Annotated in this window: 24 protein-coding genes; 3 read left to right on the top strand and 21 right to left on the bottom strand. The window is 41.8% G+C overall.

All coding sequences use genetic code 11. The features are described 5' to 3' along the window. Positions 1–43: 43 nt before the first annotated feature. The 8 genes from BA70_RS03585 to prfA form a co-directional block, all read right to left on the bottom strand. Positions 44–502, bottom strand: a complete 459-nt coding sequence (locus tag BA70_RS03585) for a low molecular weight protein arginine phosphatase (protein ID WP_034318302.1) — start codon at positions 500–502, stop codon at positions 44–46. A 63-nt stretch (positions 503–565) separates the two neighbouring features. Further along, entirely contained in the window at positions 566–1,120 is a 555-nt protein-coding gene (locus tag BA70_RS03580) for a manganese efflux pump MntP (protein ID WP_034318298.1), read from the bottom strand. 60 nt (positions 1,121–1,180) lie between these two features. Beyond that, on the bottom strand, positions 1,181–2,233 hold the full coding sequence (locus BA70_RS03575; RefSeq protein ID WP_078061634.1) for an L-threonylcarbamoyladenylate synthase: 1,053 nt from the start codon (positions 2,231–2,233) through the stop codon (positions 1,181–1,183). 161 nt (positions 2,234–2,394) lie between these two features. Next, on the bottom strand, positions 2,395–2,838 hold the full coding sequence (locus BA70_RS03570; RefSeq protein WP_034318292.1) for a GNAT family N-acetyltransferase: 444 nt from the start codon (positions 2,836–2,838) through the stop codon (positions 2,395–2,397). 63 nt (positions 2,839–2,901) lie between these two features. After that, positions 2,902–3,558, bottom strand: coding sequence for a stage II sporulation protein R (spoIIR, locus tag BA70_RS03565; RefSeq protein ID WP_034318289.1), 657 nt, complete (start codon positions 3,556–3,558; stop codon positions 2,902–2,904). 120 nt (positions 3,559–3,678) lie between these two features. After that, complete coding sequence (locus BA70_RS03560) at positions 3,679–4,158, bottom strand: hypothetical protein (protein WP_034318287.1); 480 nt, start codon at positions 4,156–4,158, stop codon at positions 3,679–3,681. A gap of 142 nt (positions 4,159–4,300) precedes the next feature. Further along, positions 4,301–5,185: a peptide chain release factor N(5)-glutamine methyltransferase gene (prmC, locus tag BA70_RS03555; protein ID WP_034318285.1), complete on the bottom strand. Its 885-nt coding sequence runs from the start codon at positions 5,183–5,185 to the stop codon at positions 4,301–4,303. Next, positions 5,175–6,242 (bottom strand): peptide chain release factor 1, encoded by a 1,068-nt coding sequence (gene prfA / locus BA70_RS03550; protein WP_034318282.1) that lies wholly within the window; start codon positions 6,240–6,242, stop codon positions 5,175–5,177. Before prfA ends, prmC begins: the two co-directional genes overlap by 11 nt. A 210-nt stretch (positions 6,243–6,452) precedes the next feature. Here prfA and racA point away from each other — a divergent pair, with 210 nt between their 5' ends. Further along, positions 6,453–7,001, top strand: coding sequence for a chromosome-anchoring protein RacA (gene racA, locus BA70_RS03545; RefSeq protein ID WP_034318280.1), 549 nt, complete (start codon positions 6,453–6,455; stop codon positions 6,999–7,001). Between the two features lie 230 nt (positions 7,002–7,231). Here the strand turns inward: racA and BA70_RS03540 are convergent, their stop codons facing one another. The 10 genes from BA70_RS03540 to BA70_RS03495 all read right to left on the bottom strand — a co-directional run bounded on the left by BA70_RS03540 (position 7,232) and on the right by BA70_RS03495 (position 17,624). Next, on the bottom strand, positions 7,232–8,188 hold the full coding sequence (locus BA70_RS03540) for an AEC family transporter (RefSeq protein ID WP_034318278.1): 957 nt from the start codon (positions 8,186–8,188) through the stop codon (positions 7,232–7,234). Between the two features lie 89 nt (positions 8,189–8,277). After that, positions 8,278–9,978 carry an oxaloacetate-decarboxylating malate dehydrogenase gene (gene malS / locus BA70_RS03535; protein ID WP_034318275.1) on the bottom strand — a complete coding sequence of 567 codons (1,701 nt, stop codon included), beginning with the start codon at positions 9,976–9,978 and terminating at the stop codon, positions 8,278–8,280. A gap of 278 nt (positions 9,979–10,256) precedes the next feature. Further along, positions 10,257–10,859 (bottom strand): thymidine kinase, encoded by a 603-nt coding sequence (locus BA70_RS03530; protein ID WP_034318272.1) that lies wholly within the window; start codon positions 10,857–10,859, stop codon positions 10,257–10,259. Between the two features lie 89 nt (positions 10,860–10,948). Further along, the gene (gene rpmE / locus BA70_RS03525; RefSeq protein ID WP_034318270.1) at positions 10,949–11,149 is read right to left on the bottom strand and encodes a 50S ribosomal protein L31; all 201 of its coding nucleotides are present in this window, start codon (positions 11,147–11,149) and stop codon (positions 10,949–10,951) included. 130 nt (positions 11,150–11,279) lie between these two features. Continuing rightward, complete coding sequence (gene rho, locus BA70_RS03520; protein WP_034318268.1) at positions 11,280–12,563, bottom strand: transcription termination factor Rho; 1,284 nt, start codon at positions 12,561–12,563, stop codon at positions 11,280–11,282. A gap of 365 nt (positions 12,564–12,928) precedes the next feature. Next, entirely contained in the window at positions 12,929–13,894 is a 966-nt protein-coding gene (glpX, locus tag BA70_RS03515; RefSeq protein ID WP_034318265.1) for a class II fructose-bisphosphatase, read from the bottom strand. A 32-nt stretch (positions 13,895–13,926) separates the two neighbouring features. Continuing rightward, positions 13,927–15,216 carry a UDP-N-acetylglucosamine 1-carboxyvinyltransferase gene (locus tag BA70_RS03510; protein WP_034318262.1) on the bottom strand — a complete coding sequence of 430 codons (1,290 nt, stop codon included), beginning with the start codon at positions 15,214–15,216 and terminating at the stop codon, positions 13,927–13,929. A gap of 247 nt (positions 15,217–15,463) precedes the next feature. Beyond that, the gene (gene fsa, locus BA70_RS03505) at positions 15,464–16,102 is read right to left on the bottom strand and encodes a fructose-6-phosphate aldolase (protein WP_034318259.1); all 639 of its coding nucleotides are present in this window, start codon (positions 16,100–16,102) and stop codon (positions 15,464–15,466) included. Positions 16,103–16,213: 111 nt separating this feature from the next. After that, positions 16,214–17,071, bottom strand: a complete 858-nt coding sequence (locus tag BA70_RS03500) for a class II fructose-bisphosphate aldolase (RefSeq protein ID WP_034318256.1) — start codon at positions 17,069–17,071, stop codon at positions 16,214–16,216. A gap of 178 nt (positions 17,072–17,249) precedes the next feature. Next, on the bottom strand, positions 17,250–17,624 hold the full coding sequence (locus tag BA70_RS03495) for a response regulator (protein WP_003214681.1): 375 nt from the start codon (positions 17,622–17,624) through the stop codon (positions 17,250–17,252). Positions 17,625–17,804: 180 nt separating this feature from the next. On the opposite strand from BA70_RS03495, the gene BA70_RS03490 reads away from it, so the two are divergent. Then, positions 17,805–18,335 (top strand): DUF2529 domain-containing protein, encoded by a 531-nt coding sequence (locus tag BA70_RS03490; protein ID WP_034318254.1) that lies wholly within the window; start codon positions 17,805–17,807, stop codon positions 18,333–18,335. Positions 18,336–18,376: 41 nt separating this feature from the next. Here BA70_RS03490 and pyrG read toward each other — a convergent pair whose 3' ends face one another. Together pyrG and rpoE are read right to left on the bottom strand one after the other, a co-directional pair. Beyond that, a complete protein-coding gene (gene pyrG, locus BA70_RS03485) occupies positions 18,377–19,984 on the bottom strand; it encodes a glutamine hydrolyzing CTP synthase (RefSeq protein ID WP_034318251.1) in 1,608 nt (535 codons plus the stop codon). A 238-nt stretch (positions 19,985–20,222) separates the two neighbouring features. Further along, complete coding sequence (gene rpoE / locus BA70_RS03480; RefSeq protein WP_034318249.1) at positions 20,223–20,762, bottom strand: DNA-directed RNA polymerase subunit delta; 540 nt, start codon at positions 20,760–20,762, stop codon at positions 20,223–20,225. Positions 20,763–21,139: 377 nt separating this feature from the next. Between rpoE and BA70_RS03475 the strand changes: the two genes are divergently transcribed. Next, entirely contained in the window at positions 21,140–21,613 is a 474-nt protein-coding gene (locus BA70_RS03475) for a DUF2798 domain-containing protein (protein ID WP_239646619.1), read from the top strand. Between the two features lie 14 nt (positions 21,614–21,627). On the opposite strand, the gene BA70_RS03470 is transcribed toward BA70_RS03475, so the two are convergent. Then, complete coding sequence (locus BA70_RS03470) at positions 21,628–21,810, bottom strand: hypothetical protein (protein WP_239646617.1); 183 nt, start codon at positions 21,808–21,810, stop codon at positions 21,628–21,630. Positions 21,811–21,828: the final 18 nt, after the last annotated feature.

Genomic DNA, 21,828 nt, shown 5'->3' with positions numbered 1-21,828 from the left:
AAGCAGAAAAACCGTTTTCGAAACGGTTTTACAGGTTGTCCATTTATGAGGATGTCCTATCCTTTTTTAGTTTTTCAGCCAGCTGATACAGCAATACTTCTAGTTCATCACGTGTTTCCTGATAAACAGCAAGACTTCCTCCAAATGGATCGGATACATCGCCTTCTGTTCCTATCGCAAATTCCTTTAATGTGAAAACCTTTTCTTTTCCATATCCATATTGCTCCAAAATCAACTGTTTATGCTGAATCGTCATGGTGAAGACGTAATCAGCTTCGTGAAGAAGATCCTCTGTCAGCTTTGACGATGAGTGATTGAGTGGAATGCTTTTCTCAAATAATGCTTCGACCGCTTGCGGAGAAGCCTTCCCCTCATTAGTGGCAAAGATGCCCGCTGATTTCACAGTGGCCTGCAAACCTTTTTCATCTGCAATTGAAGCAAAAAGGGCTTGAGCCATCGGACTTCTGCATGTATTACCAGTACAAACAAATAAGATATTCATCATTCGCCCTCCTTTTCTTCTATTATATAGGATTTCATTCTACATGTTATGTAAGGAGACTGGCTATAGCGGAAATAATAATTTGATTCCAAAGGCTAGTAAAATGATGCCGCCAAGCGCCCCACTATATGAACCAACCCATGACCGGACCTGTTTACCGAGTAATAATCCAAGCCATGTAAGCAACATACTAAAAAAACCAAACAATAAAATGGTCATCCACACCCGAGAACCGTAAATCCCCAGGCTTAAACCAACGGAGAAACTGTCTAAGCTCACACTTGTCGCAAAAAGAACGAGACCAGTACCAACAGGTGCGATAAATGGTTTATCCTCTTTTCGGATAGACGCAATGATCATTTGCAGCCCCAGCACGATAAGCAGCGCCCCTCCGATATAGGTTGCAAGGAGACCGAGCCAACCAGATAAGAGCTGACCTGTCAGCATGCCAAAAAGAGGCATAAACATATGAAATATCCCAATGACAAGTCCAATATAAATGATCTGACGGAACCTCAGTTGAATCATCCCCATGCCAAGTCCAACCGAAAAGGCATCCATCCCAAGCGCAAAAGCCATGATACTGAGTGTCAGCAATTCGCCAGCTAGTTCATTCATGTAAATCCCCCTTGGACACGCATTCTCCTTTAACCTATGTTTGTCCAAGGAAGGTTAGAACTATTTGAAAGAAGAGAGTGTACGCCCTCCTGCCGCTTTTTGCAGACGGTTCATAATCGCAGAACCAACCCCCTGCTCTGAAAAGGCTTCTGAAATGATCAAGTCTACATCCGTCTCATCAAATTGTCTCAGCACACGATATAGGTTTGCAGCAACAGTTTCAGGCTTCTCTCTCCATCCACAGCTGTACACAACATCTGCCGTAAACAACGATTTCTTTTCTTCTGTTGTCAGTACACCGACTTTTTGCCCCTCAGCCTGATACTTCTGAATGTGACGCTGCATCTCTTCATCACTTCCATGAAAGATATACATATGTGCTTCAGGTGCATAATGTGTGTATTTCATCCCTGGCGATACTGGTGCCTCGTCCTTTTTCGTTAGCCCTGGATCGATGCTGACTGCACCGACTACTTCTTCTAACGCTTCTTTTGTGATACCGCCCGGCCTTAAAATCACTGGAGTTTCATCTACACAGGATACAACCGTTGACTCAACACCAATACCAGTAGAACCACCATCGACAATCCCTGCAATTCTTCCATCGAGATCACTCGCTACATGGTCAGCCAGTGTCGGTGATGGTTTCCCTGAGCGATTGGCGCTTGGTGCGGCAATTGGCAGACCAGCTGCTCGGATGAGCTCAAGCGCAATGGGATGATCAGGCATTCTCACGCCAACTGTGGATAGGCCAGCTGTGACCTGCTTTGATAAAGTGCCCAGTTTACACGGAAGGACAATGGTTAAGGCACCCGGCCAAAAGGCATCCATTAGCGCCTTCGCTTTTTCGTTTTCTATTTGTGCAAATTCATGAAGCTGCTGAACCTCCGCAATGTGAACAATCAACGGATTATCACTTGGACGTCCTTTCGCTTCATAAATTTTCATGACGGCCTCTGTCTCTTTCGCATTTGCCCCTAGTCCATAAACGGTCTCTGTCGGGAAAGCGACCACTTCGTTTTGCTGCAACAGAAGGGCAGCCTGTTCAATTTGTGGATAGTATGTGGATAAATCCTTTTCTAAATCCACAGACCATCTTTTTGTATTTAACATCATACAAACTCCTTTTAAAAAAGATAAAACTGTTGATATATCTCAATTATCCTTTTGAAAGTATAAAAGATGATGCTAAATAAAACAAGCGTTGTCCACAATTTGTGGATAACGCTTGTTTAACAGTGGATAAGTATGTGAATAAGTCCAGTGTTTTGTGATTAACTGCTCTTTTTTTGCAGCACCACGGCCTGTTCTTTGTCCAATGACTCTTTTGCATGCGCAGATACCCACACGCTATCCGGAATATCCTTTAAAGGCGTGAATCCCATTAATGCTAAAAAGTCATGTGAGGCTGAATGGTTTGCTACGACATAAAAAGTATCCACACCTTTTTTTTCTCCCAGTGTTTGAACACTTTGGAACAAAGAAACAATGTGCCCCTGACCGAGTTTATCTGAAATGACAAGTGACCGCAGCAATCCCTCTTGTTCATTAAGCTGTTCAAGACCTAAACAGCCTGCCAGCTGTCCATTCGCATCTTCCATGACAACAAATGTGGTACACTCTGCAATCGTTACTCCACCTTTCGCTTGTCCCTTTTCAAGAAAAGCATTAATAGTAGGAGCATCTTCTTCTGTGGCTATCCTCAATTGATAATACATGCTTTCACCTCTTTTTGATCTCTTACTTCAACTCTATGAGGCAAAAACAGTTTTATACCTTTTTTAAGAGAAAAGACTAGAGACCCATTCGAACAGAAAGAATTTCACTTCTCCAGTCTCTTCTTCCTCTTCTTTCACCACTTCATTGACGGACTCACCTGTTTGCTGCGCTGTCACTTGGTCTTCATCATTCCCTTCTGGCGAGGCAATGGCTTCTCCATTTGAAAAGTCGATAAAGCAGAGAGGCGGGAATAACACACACCACCAATTGGCTCCGTCCCCTTCTCCAAGCGTAATTAAAATGGCTTCATATTTTCCAGCAGGATAGACAAAATTTCCATATAGCTTTGTTGGAAAAGAGGCTTTTTGAAAACTGACCGACACGGATTGATCAATGTGTTGTTCTTTCAACTTTGCTTTGGCCATACGATTGATTTCTGGCAGCTTTGACCGAATGACACGTCTTGCTTCTTCAATGGATGTCAGGTCTTTGACCCACTCCGTCATATTGGCATTGACCTCATCTCGAATGCTTCTTTTCACATCCTGATCCGCTGAACGATCACTATTCGCTAAAATTCGTAATCGAATCGCTTCATCCGGTATCACGACAGGCTGGTTTGCAGAAGCAGCCGCCGTCTCCTCCCGGCCAAGGTTTGCAAAAGCACCGCATAATAATAGAAACATATAAAGACAAATCATCATTTTACTTTTGAACATGATGTGTTCCCCCCACTTTTTCTCTTCGCTACAAACATTGTGTCCAGGAAACTCATCTCTTAAACAGCAAACATGATGTTTTTAATAGATTATGAGTCAAATCAAAAAAAGCCGTTCAAATTAAGAACGACTTTGGACTGAGGATTGGTAGTCAGAAGGGTACAGTCTTCCATCCCAATCACGGCTGATTTTTAAACCTGCTTCTGTTTTGATGACAGTCATTGCCCCCTTTTTCTCGATTTCTTTTTTGACCTTTCCTTTTTGATCAATAAATTGAATGATCATTTCATAGTCAAATTCAATTCTGTCATCGCTTTCATCTGAAGGCGTAAACGTAATTTTTTTCAGCTTAATTTGACAATCTTGATCCTTGGCTGCTTCTAATACACTTGGAAACATGCTGTCTTGTGTATATTCTTGATATTCATGCTCGGTTAAATAAGACTTCAACTTCTCCTTCATGTCAGATAGGTCATCCGTTCGATTCACTGTGTATTGTGCTTTTTTATAGCTTTCTCCAAATGCTGCTGCCTCTTTTTTAAAGCTCGGTTTACCGCAAGCACTCACAATCAATAGTACACTGACGATGACCAACACCATCGCATACCTTCTGTTCACACCATTCGCTCCTTCAAAACAAATTTATGTAAAAAAATCATGATCAGAATGTTCATTCTTTTATATATACGTTTCTCTTTTACCATAAGTTTCATCTTTACATAATAAAATAGTCCGACTTTATTCAGCCGGACTTTTCGTTTTGAATGTGTGCGCAAACAGCTCGGTCCTTCTCGTTAATATCCTTAACGATGCGAACATCAGCCGCAGGGAATGACTGCATGAGAAGCGCTTTTACATCTTGCGCTTGGGTGTGTCCAATTTCAAAGACGACCACCGCTTGCTCGCTCAGTACGTTGTGGAGATCTCGAACGAGCCTCTGGTAAAACCACAGACCGTCACGTCCATCAGTCAGCGCATGGACTGGCTCATGCTTTGTGACAACCTCTGATAGGCTATCCATTTCTTCTACCGCAATATAGGGTGGATTGGAAATAAACAAATCCACTTTGATGCCTTGAGCTATGACTGGTTCAAGTAAATCTCCATGTAAAAAATGAACGTCTGCACCAAGCGCTTGTTGATTCCGCTTCGCTACTGCAAGTGCATCAAGTGAGATATCAGTCGCTGTGACAGATAGAGATTCCTTTTCAAGAGCTAACGTAATGGCGATTGCCCCGCTTCCTGTGCCAACATCAACTGCTTTGAGCGTCTGATCGTGCGGAAAGACGTCACCCGTCATATTCAACGCCGCTAGTACGACTTCTTCCGTTTCAGGACGAGGAATGAGCACATGTTTATTCACCTCGAAGGGACGACCATAGAAGAATTCAATACCTGTTAAATGCTGCACAGGCACTCCAAGTTTGTGCTGTGTGACAAACTCGCTGAACAGTCGATCTTTCTCTTCTGGCAGTGGGTCATGAAAACGCGCAAGAAGTTCACTTCTGCTCCATCCTAGTACATGCATCAGAAGAAGCTCTGCTGCATTTTGGTCTCTACCGGCTTCCGTTAACAAAGAAGAAGCCCATTTAAGGGCTTCAAAGATTGTTCGTTGATTATTTTGCATTTTGAAGCTTCCTTGCTTGGTCTTCCATAATTAATGCATCAATGACCTCGTCAAGTTTTCCTTCTAAAATTTGATCAAGCTTTTGAATCGTCAATCCGATGCGGTGGTCTGTTACACGGTTTTGTGGGAAGTTGTACGTACGGATACGCTCTGAACGATCCCCTGTTCCAACAGCAGATTTACGCGTTTGATCATATTCAGCCTGTGCTTCACGCTGGAATTTATCATAAATTCTCGCACGTAATACTTTCATTGCTTTTTCTTTGTTTTTGATTTGTGATTTCTCATCCTGACAGGATACAACGACTCCTGTTGGCAGGTGAGTTAATCGAACAGCAGACATGGTCGTGTTTACACTCTGTCCGCCAGGTCCGCTTGATGTGAAAGTATCTACACGGATGTCTTTTTCATGGATATCAATTTCAACTTCTTCAGCCTCAGGTAATACCGCGACTGTCGCAGTTGATGTATGAATCCGTCCGCCTGATTCAGTTTCAGGAACACGCTGCACGCGGTGTGCGCCATTTTCAAATTTTAATTTAGAATATGCGCCTTTACCGCTGATCATAAAGATGATTTCTTTATAACCGCCTGTGCCAGTGACACTTGCTTCCATGACTTCCGTTTTCCAGCCTTGCATTTCAGCATAACGACTGTACATACGGTAAAGGTTTCCTGCAAAAAGAGCAGCCTCTTCTCCGCCCGCTGCACCGCGAACCTCCACAATAACGTTCTTGTTGTCATTTGGATCTTTCGGAATCAGCAAGATTTTCAGCTCGTCTTCTAAACGTTCCGTTTCCTCTGTGAGCTCTGAAATTTCTTCTTTGACCATGTCGCGCATCTCCGCATCCAGCTTCTCTTCCAGCATGGCTTTCGCATCACTCAGCTGGTCGTACGCTGCACGATATTGTCTATATACCTCAACAGTTTCTTGAATATCAGATTGTTCCTTCGAATATTCACGAAGCTTCTTAGGGTCGTTTACCACTTCAGGATCACTTAAATATTCATTTAGCTTTTCATAGCGTTCTTCAATTGATTTTAAACGGTCTAACATGGTCTTCACCTCTGTTTTGTGCGTAACAGTCTAATTATAGTATAGCGGGGTATGACAGTCAAAAAAATTTCCAAAACAATTGATTTTCTGCAATTTTCCGCTAGAAAACACGATCTTTGACGATTGGTTACTTGTTTTGTCTAACGTGAAGGAACAGGGGCTCCTTGAAGAGAATGGTACTTGTAATTGAAAAAAGGGAGGGCATTTGGTTTGAATACAAATGAGGTTGCAAAGGAAATTGGCGTCTCTTCAAAAACGATTCAGCGTTGGGTCAAACAGCTCAACATCCCTGTCGCCCGAAATGAACTTGGACATTATGATTTTCATGAAGATATTGTGCAGCTGCTCAAAGAGGTCAAACACCAAATGAATGAAGGTGTGATCCTCCAAGACATTCAACTGCCCATTCATAAGGAAACCGTTCGTCAATTAGCACCTGCTGTCGAAACTGACGTCTCTACACAAAGGATGGAAGCATTAGAAGAACAAGTGAAGCAGCTCATTCAGCAGCAATCACACGTCCATGATGTTGAAGAGCGTTTACAAGAGCTTGAACGGAAACTGGCTAAAAAAGCAGATGAAGGTGTGTCCTATCAGCTGCTCCAGCATCGTAGAGAAATTGAAGAATTAACCACAAAATTTGAACGCCTCGCCGCGACAGTTAAAAAGCCGTCACAAGTAGTAGAAGAGCAGGAAATCGCACCTCCTAAGATCAAAAAGAAACGTGTGCTCTTCCCTATGTTTCATTCATTTCGCTAAAAAGGCTGCCTGTTTAGGCAGCCTCAGATTGTTGACAAAGTGCTAAAATGATCTTTATTTTAGCACTTTGTTTCTTTTCAGCGTGATAGAAAGCCCTTGAAGTCTAGGAAGGACGAGTACCGGAGCGGAGCGAATGAAATATTCGTGAGCACCGGCGCGCAGGACTGACAACGAATGCGAGGGTTTGTCTACACGCTGAGGCTGCCTGTTTAGGCAGCCTTTCTACTTTATTATGAGGTAAGTGCAATAATGATCGGTAATGAAATTAATGACATGATTGCACTTATCACAAATGCGGATGCAGTTTCTGCTTCTTGTTTTTCAAATCGCGTTGCGATCATCGCTGCAACAGCTGAACCTGGGAAAGCAACAAGCAATACAGCTTTTGTGATTTCATCAGCCGAAAGACCCATAAAAATGGCGATGAAATACATAAGTAATGGTTGTACAGCTACTTTTAGCAATGCGATACTGAATGCTGGTATGCTTAATTTAATCTTACGGATACCAACAGTGACACCGACTGCAAATAGCGCAACCCCTGATGTAACACTTCCAATTTCCTCTAACATTTCATGTCCAATTTCAGGAAGTTTAAATCCTAAAAGAACAAGAATGATACTTGCTAGCGGTGCAAGTGCAAGCGGCTCTGATAAACCGTGCAAAATGGCTTTTGTCGTCATTTTAAGGAAACTTTCGCCGTCTTTGGCTTTTCCTTTTGTTTTTTCACCGACAGTTGACACAATAATCGCAATTGGATCAAGCATTGCATTTACAACTATTCCGGTAATTGCAATCGGAATTGCAACTTCTTGAGCCCCAAATAAACTGCCTAGGACCGGAATCCCCATAAATGCAAAGGTCGGTTGAGCTGAGTTTAACGAGAAAACAGATGAATTTGTTAAATCGTATTTAAAAGCAAATTTCGTAACAAGAAGGATAATGATATAAAAACCAACGATTCCTAAAATTAATGCAACGAAAAACGGAATTTGACTATAGAATTTATCTTTTGGTGTTGACAGAATGCTGGCGATAAAGTGCGCTGGCAAAGCATACTTTGTCACAAGTGTACTTACACCTTTTGCAGATTTAGCGTCATAGCTGCCGAAGTTCCCTGCGAACCAACCCAGCGCGATAACGAAAAAAATCGGTGCTAGGAGGATCAAAATATTTAAAAAGTCCACCTTACTCTTCCTCCTTAAATCCTTTACATAATTCTATTTATTGCGGCATTGCTTAAATTACCCTAAACAATGCCGCGTTACACATTTTATTATGCTCTTACAATTTTTTTATATTCAGGAATCCACATTGCATCTTTCACAGCTTGTTCGATGTTGTCAGGAGTTTTTCTTGCGACTCCATCTTCAATCGCTGCTTTCGCTACTTCAATTGCCACATGGATCGACACTTCTTGCAAGTTATCAATGCTTGGAAGTAAGCCAGCACCTGGTTTTTCGTGATCAACCATTTCAGCAATCGCATTTGCAGAAGCAACAAACATGCTTTTTGTGATGATTTTTGATTCTGTGACGATAGAACCAAGACCAAGTCCTGGGAAAACGAACGCATTGTTTGATTGTCCGATTTCATGTTCGATTCCGTTGTACTCAACGTTTTCGAACGGGCTTCCTGTTGCAATCAGCACACGGCCGTCTGTCCATTTAAACAGATCCTCTGGCACTGCCTCAGCAAGTGGTGTTGGGTTAGACATTGGCATGATCACTGGACGCTCTGTATGAGCTGCCATTTCTTTAATGATTTCTTCAGTGAATGCGCCGCCTTGACCTGATGTACCGATTAGGATTGTTGGCTTCACTTTGCGAACGGTTTCTGCAAATGAGATTTGTCCTTTTTCATCACGTGCCCAGCCCTCAACTTCGTCAGATGAACGAAGATACGGTTTTTGGAAATCAAGCACTTCATCTTCAAATTGATCTGTTAATAGCCCTCTGTAGTCTAATGTCCAGAATGCATTGTTTGCTTCTTCTTCAGTCAGACCTTCAAGTACCATTGTGTCACGCACTTGATCTGCGATTCCGATACCAGCTGATCCTGCTCCGAAAATCACAACACGGTGATCTTTCAATTGTGTACCAGTTTTCTTGACAGCTGCAAGTACACCCGCTAAAGTAATGGCACCAGTACCTTGAATATCATCATTGAACGTTAGGATGCTATCATTGTATTTTTTCATGATGTTACGAGCATTTTTGTTTCCAAGGTCTTCCCAGTGAAGCAATGCTTTCGGGAAGAATTTAAGTGCTGCTTTTACATAAGCATCAATGAACTCTTCGTATTTTTCACCTTGTACACGTTTGTGATGGTTACCGATGTATAATGGATCATTCAATAATTTTTCATTGTTTGTTCCAACATCTAATACAACTGGAATCACGCGGCTTGGATCAATACCTGCTGCTGCCGTGTAAACAGCTAATTTACCGATTGCGATGTTGATACCACCAACACCCCAGTCACCAATTCCAAGGATACTCTCAGAGTCAGTTGCAACGATTAGGTCAATATCTCCAGCTGTTGCATGTAAGTTTTCAAATGCTTTCTCAATGCCGTCAATGTTGTCGATTGAAAGATAAACACCATGAGGTCTTCTGTATTCATGGCTGTATTCTTGAATGGCTTCACCAACAGTTGGTGTGTAGACAACTGGAAGCATTTCACGAAGCTTGTCTTTTAACAGCTTGTAGAACAATACTTCGTTACGGTTTTGTAAATCGCTTAAGTAGACGTTTTGACGAAGACGATCTGGCTGAGCAAGAAACTGCTTGTACGCTCTCTCTGCTTGTTGTTCTAAAGTTAGAACAGTTGGAGGAAGCAAGCCTTCTAGTCCAAGCTCTTGTCTTTCTTCTTCAGAGAAAGCAACTCCTTTGTTCAACGTTGGAATCGATAATACATCTTTACCTGTTAAAGTGGTTTCGAGGTACCCTTCTTTTGTTTTCTTCACGTTGTTCATCAAAAACTACCCTCTTTCTAAAATATAAATAAAGTTAACTATTAATCAAAAGAACGATTAAGGAGAAAAACCCTTAATCAAAAAATTATGACAAGAAATCGAACTTTTCGTTAAAATGCTTTACACTACAGTTAGTCATTTTATGCCTGCTTATGCCAAAACGCAAGCGTTGAAAATTAGATAATTTTTTCGTAGTGTTATTTAATTTATTTAAGTACAAATGATGGGTGTTCAGCCAAAATCTCGAAAAACGAAACACAGCGGCATTTGCTATTTTTTTAATTGTCAAGTGTTGTACCAACGTCAAGTCTTGGTACTTCATGGTGATGTCTGCATCGTGCTTCATATGATTCCTGCGCACCTACTAAAATAATGGGATCATTATAGGATGCGGGTTTACCGTCGATCAAGCGTTGTGTTCTACTCGCTGGGGAGCCGCATACCGAACAAACGGCTTGAAGTTTTGTTACAAGCTCTGCACATGCCATTAAATGCGGAACAACACCAAATGGCTCTCCTCTGAAGTCTTGATCCAGGCCTGCAACAATGACTCGGTAACCTTTATCAGCCAATTGAGTGACAATATCAATGATTGTCTCATCAAAAAATTGCACCTCATCAATGCCAATGACATCGGTTCTTTCTGATATGTGCGTTATTATGTCTTTTGGTGAGGCTACTGCAATCCCATCTACTGATGAACCGTTATGTGACACAACTGAGCTCTTGCTATATCGGTTATCAATCGCTGGTTTGAATATTTTTACTTCTTGTTTGGCAAAGGTGGATCTTTTGGCTCTCCGAATCAATTCTTCCGACTTTCCAGAAAACATACTACCGCAGATGACTTCAAGCCAACCGCTTTGTTTCATCACATACATAAGGTCTATTCTCCCCCGTTTTAAAGTTCCATCAATCCACGTAAAAAAACAGGCAAGAACGGATTCCTGCCTGTTTATTGTATCTATTATTACTTAAGACCGTATTTTTTGTTAAAGCGGTCAACACGTCCATCAGCAGAAGCGAATTTTTGACGGCCTGTATAGAAAGGATGGCACTCAGAACAAATCTCGATGCGAATCTCTTCTTTTACTGATCCAGTTTCAAACTCATTTCCACAAGCGCATTTGACTGTAGCTTTTTTGTAGTTAGGATGAATTCCTGTTTTCATCTACTGTCATCTCCTTCCGCCCTGAATCCAATTCGGAAACAGAGTTAATATCTCAGAATAAATTCTGAAACGCACATGATAAAATTATAACAGTGTGAGTCTATGATTGCAAATGTATTTTTTCAGGAAGTTATCTTCTTGATGCAGACATATTTGCTTGTTTCCATTCTTGCGTTAAAACTTCGAAAAATTCTTGGTTTGTCTTTGTTTTTCTCATTTTACGCATGAACTTCTCAGCAAAGTCAGGTGTATCTGACATCGATTTTCTCATTGCCCATAGACGATCAAGATGCTCTTTTGGCACAAGTAGTTCTTCTTTTCTCGTACCAGAACGACGAATGTCGATCGCTGGGAAGATTCTTCTCTCTGCAAGAGAACGGTCCAAATGAAGCTCCATGTTTCCAGTTCCTTTAAACTCCTCATAAATCACATCATCCATACGTGATCCAGTATCAACAAGTGCAGTAGCTAAAATCGTCAAGCTTCCGCCTTCCTCGATGTTACGCGCAGCACCAAAGAAACGTTTCGGGCGATGGAAAGCCGCTGGATCAATCCCGCCGGAAAGCGTTCGGCCGCTTGGTGGGATGACAAGGTTGTATGCACGAGCAAGCCTTGTAATGCTGTCCATTAAGATGATGACATCTTTTTTATGTTCAACAAGACGCATGGCACGCTCTAATACAAGCTCTGCTACTTTAATGTGGTTTTCCGGTACTTCGTCAAAGGTTGAACTAACAACATCCCCTGCAACAGACCGTTCGATATCTGTTACTTCCTCCGGGCGTTCGTCAATCAGAAGGACAATCAGTTCTGCCTCTGGATGATTTTCAGATATGCTGTTGGCAATTTCTTTGAGTAGAATGGTTTTCCCTGCCTTAGGCGGCGCAACGATTAATCCACGCTGTCCAAACCCAACTGGCGCCATCATATCCATAATTCTAGTAGACAGATGATTAGGCTGTGTTTCAAGAATCATTTGGCGATCAGGAAATAGCGGTGTGAGTGCAGGAAAGTGAACACGTTCCTTTGCTGATTCTGGGTCGTCCCCATTTACCGCTTCTACATGAAGGAGGCCATAGTAGCGTTCATTCTCTTTTGGAGGTCGTACCTTTCCAGACACTTTATCTCCATTTCGCAAATCAAAGCGTCTGATTTGTGAAGCAGAAATATAAATATCTTCAGAACTTGGGGAGTAGTTAATCGGTCTTAAGAAACCAAATCCCTCAGACTGAATAATTTCAAGAACCCCTTCCATAAATAAGAGATCCTCTTGCTCAGCATTTGCCTTTAGAATGGCAAAGATTAATTCTTTTTTTGTTAGTTTGCTGTAATAAGAGATTTTGTAGCGTTTTGCTAACTCATACAGCTCTTTTAATTTCATATTTTCCAAAGATGAGATCGAAACATCTTTCAATATGGACACCACACTTTTCTAGTCAATGTATTTCATTACAAATGCATGACCATTGTATTTGATTAGCTTTTAATTCCTTTTTTGTTGGAATGACCTCGCTCTGATGGTAACGCTCCCACTCGTTTTATCGTGATCGATAGAATCAATGTGGAATAGAGCTTTGTCAACATAGAGAAGGATAATGAGTATATCGTCATGATGCGGCAGTATTTAAACTTGTTGAAGCTTAAAAGAAGTAAATTCGCAGGAAATTTCGCAGCACTCTTTAGTTTTACCTCATTTGCAGAGAATATTCAACTTTAAAAAGAAAATGATATACATTTGAAACCTATATGAAAAGCGGGTAATGAATACCCGCTTTCTGATTACGGACGAATAAAAAGATTCGGTTTTTTCTTTAAGCTGTGTCTGCCATCAACGAATCGAACAGTACCCGATTTCGCACGCATGACAACACTATGTGTTGTTCCAACAGAGCCTTTGAATTGAACACCTTTTAATAACTCGCCGTCCGTTACACCTGTCGCTGCAAAAATGGCGTCGTCTCCTTTTACGAGGTCTTCCATTCTTAGGACTTTCCCAACATCTAGCCCCATTTTCTCACAGCGTATCAGCTCTTGTTCACTTTGAGGAAGAAGCTTACCATGGATTTCTCCACCAAGTGCCTTTAACGCAACAGCAGAAAGGACACCCTCAGGCGCTCCACCTGAACCAAATAGAATATCAACACCTGTGTGATCAAATGCTGTATTAATGGCTCCTGCAACGTCACCATCATCGATTAGTTTGATTCTTGCTCCTGCTTCTCTCAGCTCAGCAATAATTTTCTCATGTCGACCTCTGTTTAAAATCGTCGCAACAACATCTTCAATATCTTTGTTTTTCGCTTTTGCAACAGCGCGAAGATTATCAATGACAGGCGCTTCAATGTCGATGCAGCCTACCGCTTCTGGACCTACTGCGATCTTATCCATGTACATATCAGGTGCATTCAGCAAGTTGCCATGATCTGCAACCGCAATGACAGCTAAGGCATTCCAGCCGCCGCTTGCCACAATATTTGTTCCTTCTAATGGATCAACAGCGACATCCACGCGAGGTCCATATCCGTTGCCAAGCTTTTCCCCAATATAAAGCATTGGCGCTTCGTCCATTTCTCCCTCGCCGATGACGACTGTTCCCTTCATCGGAATAGTGTCAAATACATCACGCATTGCACTTGTTGCAGCATCATCCGCTTCGTCTTTCTTTCCTCTTCCCATCCAACGGGCAGATTTTAAAGCGGCTGCTTCTGTCACCCGTACTAGTTCCATCGATAAACTTCTTTCCATTTTTGTCCAAATCTCCTCTCACAGTCAAAGCCTTATGAATTTTGAAGTTCTTCTATTTCTTGGTCATTCAGCTTTTCACGCCAGATGGTTGCACCCAAGCCTTCAAGCTTCTCCTCAAGCAAACTATAACCTCTGTCTATATGTTCAAGCCCTGTGATTTCGGTCACACCGTCTGCCATCAACCCTGCGACAACGAGACAAGCACCTGCACGCAGATCACTTGCTTTCACCTTTGCTCCTTGAAGCTGCGTTTGTCCTGTAATAATGGCAGATCTTCCTTCCACCTTCATGTTTGCACCCATTCGACGCAATTCGTCAATGTGCTTAAAACGGGCAGAGTAGATCGTATCTGTGACCACACTCGTGCCTTTCGCTTTTGTTAACAAAGCCGTCATCGGCTGCTGAAGGTCAGTCGGAAATCCCGGATACACAAGGGTTTTGATATCGACAGGCTTGAGTCCTTCGTTTCTGCCAACGATCAACATCTGATCGTTGCTCGTTTCAATGGTGAACCCCATTTCTCTAAGTTTCGCCGTAATTGATTCTAAATGAGTTGGGATCACATTATCAAGTACAACTTCATCTCCCATCGCTGCACCAGCAATTAAAAACGTACCTGCTTCTATGCGGTCAGGAATGATTGAATGCTTACAGCCATGAAGAGATTCTACACCTTCGATTCGAATCACATCAGTACCCGCACCTTTGATTCTGGCTCCCATGCTTGCAAGCAGTGTTGCTACGTCAATAATTTCGGGCTCTTTTGCGGCATTTTCAATCACCGTTTTTCCTTCGGCCAGTACAGCTGCCAGCATGATATTGATGGTCGCACCGACACTGACAACATCAAGATAAATACGGGCTCCGACTAATTTTTCAGCACGCAAATAAATCGCACCCTGCTCGTTTGTCACCTCGGCTCCAAGTGCTTCAAAGCCTTTGATATGCTGATCGATCGGTCTAGGTCCTAAGTGACATCCTCCTGGCAAACCGATGACAGCCTGCTTGAACCTGCCGAGCATGGCTCCCATTAAATAATAGGACGCACGTAGTTTCTTCACTTTCCCATTAGGAAGCGGCATGCTGATCATTTCTTTAGGATTGACAACCATTTCACCTTTTTCAAATGTGACCTTCCCGCCAATTTCTTCTAACAAATCTCGTAATGTGTCAATATCTGAAATATGCGGTAGGCCCTCAATGGTTACTGGAGAATCTGCGAGAATCGTGGCAGGAATCAGTGCCACAGCACTATTTTTCGCACCACTAATATGTACGGTCCCGCGTAAGGGGTCACCGCCGGCAATGTTTAACTTTTCCATATTTGTCTCCCTTCTTAAAGAAGATCACTGTTGGAGTTATACTGTTTGTGGATGTCGCGCATTAAAAGGTCTTGTCCAAAATTTAGCCAATATCAAGAGAAAGAATACAGGTTAAACGAAATTTGTCGGAAGAAAAATAATCGAAGCTTTGCGAGGCTGTGATGTTCTCTTCTTTGCACAAAACATTTCTTAGCGTTTTTAAGGAAAACTGCGGCAAACGGAATACGCTCCCGCCTGCCACAATCACTTATTTATTCCAGTCTGCTAAAAATTGCTCAATGCCTGCATCCGTTAATGGGTGTTTTGTCAGCTGCTTGATGACTTTCAGCGGCATTGTGCCGATATGAGCACCTCTAATCGCAGCTTCTGTCACATGCTGCGGGTGACGAATGGATGCAGCAATGATTTGTGTATCTAATCCATGAACATCAAAAATGGTTCTCACTTCGCTAATGAGATCAAGACCATTGTGGCCAATGTCATCTAGACGACCGAGGAACGGAGAAACATACGTCGCACCAGCTCTAGCTGCAAGCAGTGCCTGATTTGAATTAAAAATCAAAGTGACGTTTGTTTTAATACCAAGGTCTGTTAACGCTTTGACAGCTTTCAGGCCGTCCGTTGTCATTGGAACTTTGACCGTGATATTTGGTGCAATAGCAGCAAGCTCTTTTCCTTCTTCAATCATTTCCTCTGCTTTTAAGGAAATGACTTCCGCACTGACAGAACCTGACACAACATCAGTGATTTCACGAAGGCGATCGTGGAATGATACGTCCTTTTCTTTCGCTACTAAACTAGGGTTTGTTGTGACGCCTGCTAAAATGCCAAGCTCGTGCGCCTCTTTGATGTCTGCAATATTCGCTGTATCTACAAAAAATAACATAACTGTGCCACTCTCCTATCAATAAATTGTCTGAAATGTAAATTTGATTGCGCTTTCTCAAGATATGGAGAAAACCGCCTGTGACTCAGGCGGCTTTCGGTTCTCATCAAATTATGCTTGGTTAGAAGAACCAAATTCGCGCATTTTGCCGATAACAGTTGCTTTAATTGCGTCACGAGCTGGTCCAAGATATTTACGTGGATCATACTCTTCTGTTTTTACAGCAAGTGTTTCGCGAACTGCTTTCGCAGAAGCAATTTGGTTTTCAGTGTTTACATTGATTTTTGCTGTACCAAGTGAAATTGAACGCTTGATGTCAGCAGTTGGGATACCTGTTCCGCCGTGAAGAACAAGTGGAAGACCTGTTGTTTTACCAATTTCTTCCATTTCAGCGAAACCAAGGTTTGGTTCACCTTTGTATGGACCATGAACTGAACCTAGTGCAGGTGCAAGGCAGTCGATACCAGTACGTTCTACAAGCTCTTTGCACTCTTTTGGATCAGCATAAATAACGCCCTCAGCGATGACGTCGTCTTCTTGTCCACCAACAGTTCCAAGCTCAGCTTCTACAGATACACCGTGGAAATGTGCAAGCTCAACTACTTTTGCAGTTGTTGCCACATTCTCATCGAATGGGTGGTGAGAAGCATCGATCATAACAGAAGTAAATCCTGCATGAATCGCTTTTGCACAAGATTCAAAGCTTGAACCGTGATCTAAATGAATCGCAACAGGAACTGTTACATTATATTCTTCGATTAACGCTTTAACCATTGCGACAACTGTTTTGAAGCCGCCCATGTAGCGTCCTGCTCCTTCAGATACTCCTAAGATAACTGGAGATTTCTCTTCTTCAGCAGCTTGTAAAATCGCTTGCGTGAATTCTAAGTTATTTAAGTTAAACTGTCCAACAGCGTAACCTTTTTCCTTTGCGTCTTTCAACATTTCTGTCATTGAAACTAAAGGCATGATGAAAAATCCTCCCTATGTAGCTAATTTGCTTACTAAAAAAAGCTCTCCACCCTAGCATGACCAGAATTTCTCGCCATATGTAAACTTTCAAAGTCAGATCGCTTTCTTCTTCTTATCTAGAATACCAATTATTCGACAAATCGGCAACAGAATGACTCGATTCAATCATTTCCAGCTAGCCATTTGTTTCAAGAGGCAAGTATTCTTTGACTGCATCTCGGATCTCATCAATATCAAATGGTTTAGCAAAGTGTGTCAACGCACCGAGTTCTTTGGATTCTTGAATCATATCTAATTCGCCATAAGCTGTCATAATGATCACGCGGATGTCTTCATCAATTAATTTCATTCGTTTTAAAATCTCAATCCCATCCATTCCGGGAATCTTCATATCAAGCAGAACAAGGTTCGGTCTATGGTTTTTCACAATATCTAACGCTTGTAGACCATTGGCCGCTTGGAAGGTTTGATAGCCTTCTTTATGAAACACTTCATTCAGCAATATTCTAATACCGTACTGATCATCGACAATTAAAATTTTCTCATTCATCTGTTACACCCCATCGCTTTCATTTTTCGCCATAAAAAGAGCAGTTGTTAAATAATTCTGTTTGATTTTCACATTTCCTTTATTTATAATAGTCTACTTTACGACATTTTCTGAGCATTTTTCCTAATATTCTCTTTATATTCTATTATAAAATGAGCTAACCGAAGGAGGAAATGAGTCTTGTTAAAAATTTTCACAACCCAGTTATCAGGTATTTTTTCACGTATTGGAGAAAAGCAGACAGAAGCGATTGAGGACGGTGCACGCCTTCTTGCTCAATCCGTTGTCAGTGGACATGCCGTTTATTTCCACGGAAAGAAAGAGCTGGCTGCTGTAGCCCTAGAGGCATCCGAAAGCAAGGAGCCCTTTCCCGGTGCGAAAGTACTGCCGCTGGGTCAAAAGGAGCGCAGCTTACTTCACCCAAGTGACAGGGTGCTGCTTTTTTATTCAGATCCACAAGATCAGGAGATCCAATCCCTCGTAAAAGAACTGCACGCGCAAGGTACGCCCATTGTTGGAGTTGGGCCAGCACAAAAGGAGCCGTCAATGATTGAAGAGCATTGCGATGTTCACATTGATTTCCAGCTCAAGAAACCACTTGTGCCTGCTGAGGATGGAACAAGGTTCGGCTATCCTGCGTTAATGACCTGCTTATATGTCTACCACGCTCTATCGTTTACTGTGAAAGAAATCGTTGAAGAATATGAATAAAAAAACTGCCGAGAAGATGATATTCTCGGCAGTTTTTTGTTTTATTTTGATTCAGATGCTTGCAAAGAAGCACCAACGAAATCTCTAAATAATGGCTGTGGTCTTGTCGGTCTTGAAATGAATTCTGGGTGGAACTGAGAAGCAAGGAACCAAGGGTGATCCTTCAGCTCGATAATTTCAACAAGACGTCCGTCTGGGCTTGTACCAGAGAATACAAAGCCCGCTGCTTCCATTTGCTGTCTGTATTCGTTATTAAACTCATAACGATGACGGTGGCGTTCGTAGACCACTTCGTCATTGTATGCAGCAAATGCTTTCGAGTCTTCATTTAATTTACAAGGGTACAGGCCAAGACGAAGTGTTCCGCCTAGATCATCTACATCCTTCTGTTCTGGAAGAAGGTCGATGATTGGGAATGCTGTTTCCGGATCAATTTCCGCTGAATGAGCTCCCTCAAGACCTAGTACGTTTCTCGCATATTCGATAGAAGCGACTTGCATTCCTAGGCAAATGCCGAAGAATGGCACTTTGTTTTCGCGGGCATATTGTGTTGCAATGATTTTCCCTTCCACTCCGCGGTCTCCGAAGCCTCCAGGAACGATCATACCGTCAACATCTTGAGCGAAATCAGCTATATTCTCCGCTGTGACTTCCTCTGCATTGATCCATTTGATTTGAACATCAGCATCAAATGCATAGCCAGCATGACGAAGTGATTCAACAACAGAAATGTATGCATCTTGCAGCTCAACATATTTCCCTACAAGTCCAATCGTTACTTGTTTTGAAAGGTTTTGCACTTTGTCGACAAGAGCCGTCCACTCAGTCATGTCCGCATCTTGGCATTCAAGCTTCATGTGTTCACATACAAGCTTGTCTAATCCTTGTTTTTGTAAATCAAGCGGAATGGAGTAAAGGGTGTCTGCATCCTGACATTCGATGACAGCTTTTGTATCAATATCACAGAATAGAGCAATTTTGTCCTTCATGTCTTGTGTCATTGGCATTTCTGTTCTGACAACAATGACGTTTGGCTGAATGCCAAGGCTGCGAAGTTCTTTCACACTATGCTGTGTTGGTTTTGTTTTCAGTTCGCCCGCTGCACGGATGTAAGGAACAAGGGTACAATGAATGTACATGACATTTTCACGTCCGATGTCACTCTTCATTTGACGAATCGCTTCAAGGAATGGAAGGGATTCGATATCTCCAACTGTTCCGCCAATTTCTGTAATGACAACATCCGCACCAGTTTCTTTCCCTGCGCGGTATACACGGTCTTTGATTTCATTTGTAATATGGGGAATGACCTGTACTGTACCGCCTAAATAGTCGCCGCGACGCTCTTTTTTCAAGACAGTAGAGTAGATTTTACCCGTTGTTACGTTGCTATACTTATTTAAGTTAATATCAATGAAACGCTCGTAGTGACCTAAGTCAAGGTCTGTTTCAGCACCGTCATCTGTAACAAATACTTCACCATGCTGGTATGGACTCATTGTCCCTGGGTCTACATTTATATATGGATCGAATTTTTGAATGGTGACATCCATCCCTCTGTTTTTTAGAAGGCGGCCTAACGATGCAGCCGTGATCCCTTTTCCAAGTGAGGAAACAACTCCTCCTGTTACAAAAATATACTTTGTCATTTCGTATGCTCCTCTCTTTTTTACCCTTGCATGACTAGACATGCACAGCTTCATCCTTTTTAGAGTGTATCCCTAAATCTCTTGAAAAATAAGAAAGCTCCCTTTCAAATAAATGAAAGGGAGCGTAAATGAACGTATCTTTACGTACTCTTTTTAGAGAGCCCAAAATACATACTACATAGTTCGCTCTCGAAAGTCAAGACGGTTTTGTCCTGTTTTAAGGACCGGTTTCAAAGGATTATTTGCCTTCCTTTTCCTCGTCTAAATCGTCTTCATCAATCTCCGTTAAGCCGTCATCATCTTCGTCATCATCATCTTCGTCGAAGTCTTCTAGATCTTCATCAACTTCTTCTTCATCTAAGTCGAGATCATCGTCGTCTTCAACAAGATCAAGATCTTCTTCAAGCTCTTCGATTTCTTCTTCCTCTTCAATCTCATCGAAGTCTTCTTCAACGACAGCTGCTTTTGTTTTTTTCTTTTTCGCTTTTGTTTTCACAGCTGGCTGAACTTCTTCTTCGATTTGATCAACTGGATACCAGCTGCGAAGTCCCCATCTCTGATCACCTAACGAAATAAAGCGGCCATCTATATTTAAGTCTGTATAAAATTGGGCAAGTCGATCATCAAGATCAGATTTTTGTATCCCTTGCAAACGGATCATTTCATCTATTAACTCGGAAAACGTAATCGGTGTTTTGCTGTCTCTGAAAATTTCATAAGCAAGTTCAACTAAAGACATTTGTTTGAGCTGTTCCTGTGAGTATTCTTTCAAACTCAAGGTCAGACACTCCCTTTCTATTACATGTATGTATCCATTTATCAGTGAAATAATAAGTATTTATACCTTATTCTTACGACAAACCATACCTCTCATTATAAACAAATTAGGGGAGTTTATGCCACCTTTATCGATGTTAAATTTTGATTTTTTCTCATGAGGAGCCTCCAGAGGTCAATCATTTGCGCAGAATTGGACTGGTTCTTGTGTGCCGTACACATTTTGCGTGCATTTTTATCTTCCATTTTGATCGTATAAGAGCTACTTCTTCTTCTTTAAAAAGGGGATTTATTCCTTCACAAAATGTTCACTTACGACCGTTTGATACAAAAATCTATAATAAGTAGACTAATTTTGAGAGGTTGATCGAATTGCCAATGACAAAAAAAGAAGATATACAATTTGGTGTATTGATGTGTTTTTGTATGTTTTCAGTAATGTTCTTTTACAATCTATTTCTAAACGGGCAGCTTGGACATATGACGTGGTTAGAAGGGGTTCTCAGCTATGTGCTCGGTTTTGTCATCGCTTTGTTGATTGAAATGTACATTGTTGAACCTTCAGCAAAAAAAGCAGCCAGCCGCTTTGCCCCGAAAGGCAAGAAAATCTATTTTATTCTCACTCTTTCCATCTGCATCGTATTTGGAATGGTGTGCCTCATGTCTTTATGCGGATATGTGGTTCAAAGCATCAGCACAGGATTTCAAGCACAATCAATTCTGTCTGATTACTTTACGATTTTCGGTCATAATGTGATCATGGCGCTGCCTTTACAGCTATTGATTATGGGGCCGCTTGTCCGTTATGTCTTTTTCAAATGGATGAAATCGAAACAGACAGCCGCAATATAGGCGAATGTGCATATTTAAAGCTGGATGTTCTGGATTAATGAGAAAACGACAGGTATGGTAAACAAAGTCCCCGCAGACATTAATACGATTAACTTTCTGCGACTTTTTTCTTGATCGTCCTTCTTTGAAGACTTCGAAAGCTCTGTGGAAACCATGATCCAAATAACCAGAGTGACTAATGCTAAGATGGTCGTCATCATCATAACCTCCTTATT

Origin of the sequence: Bacillus zhangzhouensis (genome assembly GCF_000715205.1) — a bacterium.
GTDB lineage: Bacteria > Bacillota > Bacilli > Bacillales > Bacillaceae > Bacillus > Bacillus zhangzhouensis.
Note: the sequence above shows the minus strand (reverse complement) of the source record. Positions and strands in the feature narration are given on the sequence as shown.

Coding starts and splice junctions, on each gene's coding strand:
- BA70_RS03585 (WP_034318302.1), bottom strand. CDS start 502: ATGAATATCTTATTTGTTTGTACTGGTAATACATGCAGAAGTCCGATG.
- BA70_RS03580 (WP_034318298.1), bottom strand. CDS start 1,120: ATGAATGAACTAGCTGGCGAATTGCTGACACTCAGTATCATGGCTTTT.
- BA70_RS03575 (WP_078061634.1), bottom strand. CDS start 2,233: ATGTTAAATACAAAAAGATGGTCTGTGGATTTAGAAAAGGATTTATCC.
- BA70_RS03570 (WP_034318292.1), bottom strand. CDS start 2,838: ATGTATTATCAATTGAGGATAGCCACAGAAGAAGATGCTCCTACTATT.
- spoIIR (WP_034318289.1), bottom strand. CDS start 3,558: ATGTTCAAAAGTAAAATGATGATTTGTCTTTATATGTTTCTATTATTA.
- BA70_RS03560 (WP_034318287.1), bottom strand. CDS start 4,158: ATGGTGTTGGTCATCGTCAGTGTACTATTGATTGTGAGTGCTTGCGGT.
- prmC (WP_034318285.1), bottom strand. CDS start 5,185: ATGCAAAATAATCAACGAACAATCTTTGAAGCCCTTAAATGGGCTTCT.
- prfA (WP_034318282.1), bottom strand. CDS start 6,242: ATGTTAGACCGTTTAAAATCAATTGAAGAACGCTATGAAAAGCTAAAT.
- malS (WP_034318275.1), bottom strand. CDS start 9,978: ATGAACAACGTGAAGAAAACAAAAGAAGGGTACCTCGAAACCACTTTA.
- BA70_RS03530 (WP_034318272.1), bottom strand. CDS start 10,859: ATGTATGTGATGAAACAAAGCGGTTGGCTTGAAGTCATCTGCGGTAGT.
- rpmE (WP_034318270.1), bottom strand. CDS start 11,149: ATGAAAACAGGAATTCATCCTAACTACAAAAAAGCTACAGTCAAATGC.
- glpX (WP_034318265.1), bottom strand. CDS start 13,894: ATGGAAAGAAGTTTATCGATGGAACTAGTACGGGTGACAGAAGCAGCC.
- BA70_RS03510 (WP_034318262.1), bottom strand. CDS start 15,216: ATGGAAAAGTTAAACATTGCCGGCGGTGACCCCTTACGCGGGACCGTA.
- fsa (WP_034318259.1), bottom strand. CDS start 16,102: ATGTTATTTTTTGTAGATACAGCGAATATTGCAGACATCAAAGAGGCG.
- BA70_RS03500 (WP_034318256.1), bottom strand. CDS start 17,071: ATGCCTTTAGTTTCAATGACAGAAATGTTGAAAGACGCAAAGGAAAAA.
- BA70_RS03495 (WP_003214681.1), bottom strand. CDS start 17,624: ATGAATGAGAAAATTTTAATTGTCGATGATCAGTACGGTATTAGAATA.
- pyrG (WP_034318251.1), bottom strand. CDS start 19,984: ATGACAAAGTATATTTTTGTAACAGGAGGAGTTGTTTCCTCACTTGGA.
- BA70_RS03475 (WP_239646619.1), top strand. CDS start 21,140: ATGACAAAAAAAGAAGATATACAATTTGGTGTATTGATGTGTTTTTGT.
- BA70_RS03470 (WP_239646617.1), bottom strand. CDS start 21,810: ATGACGACCATCTTAGCATTAGTCACTCTGGTTATTTGGATCATGGTT.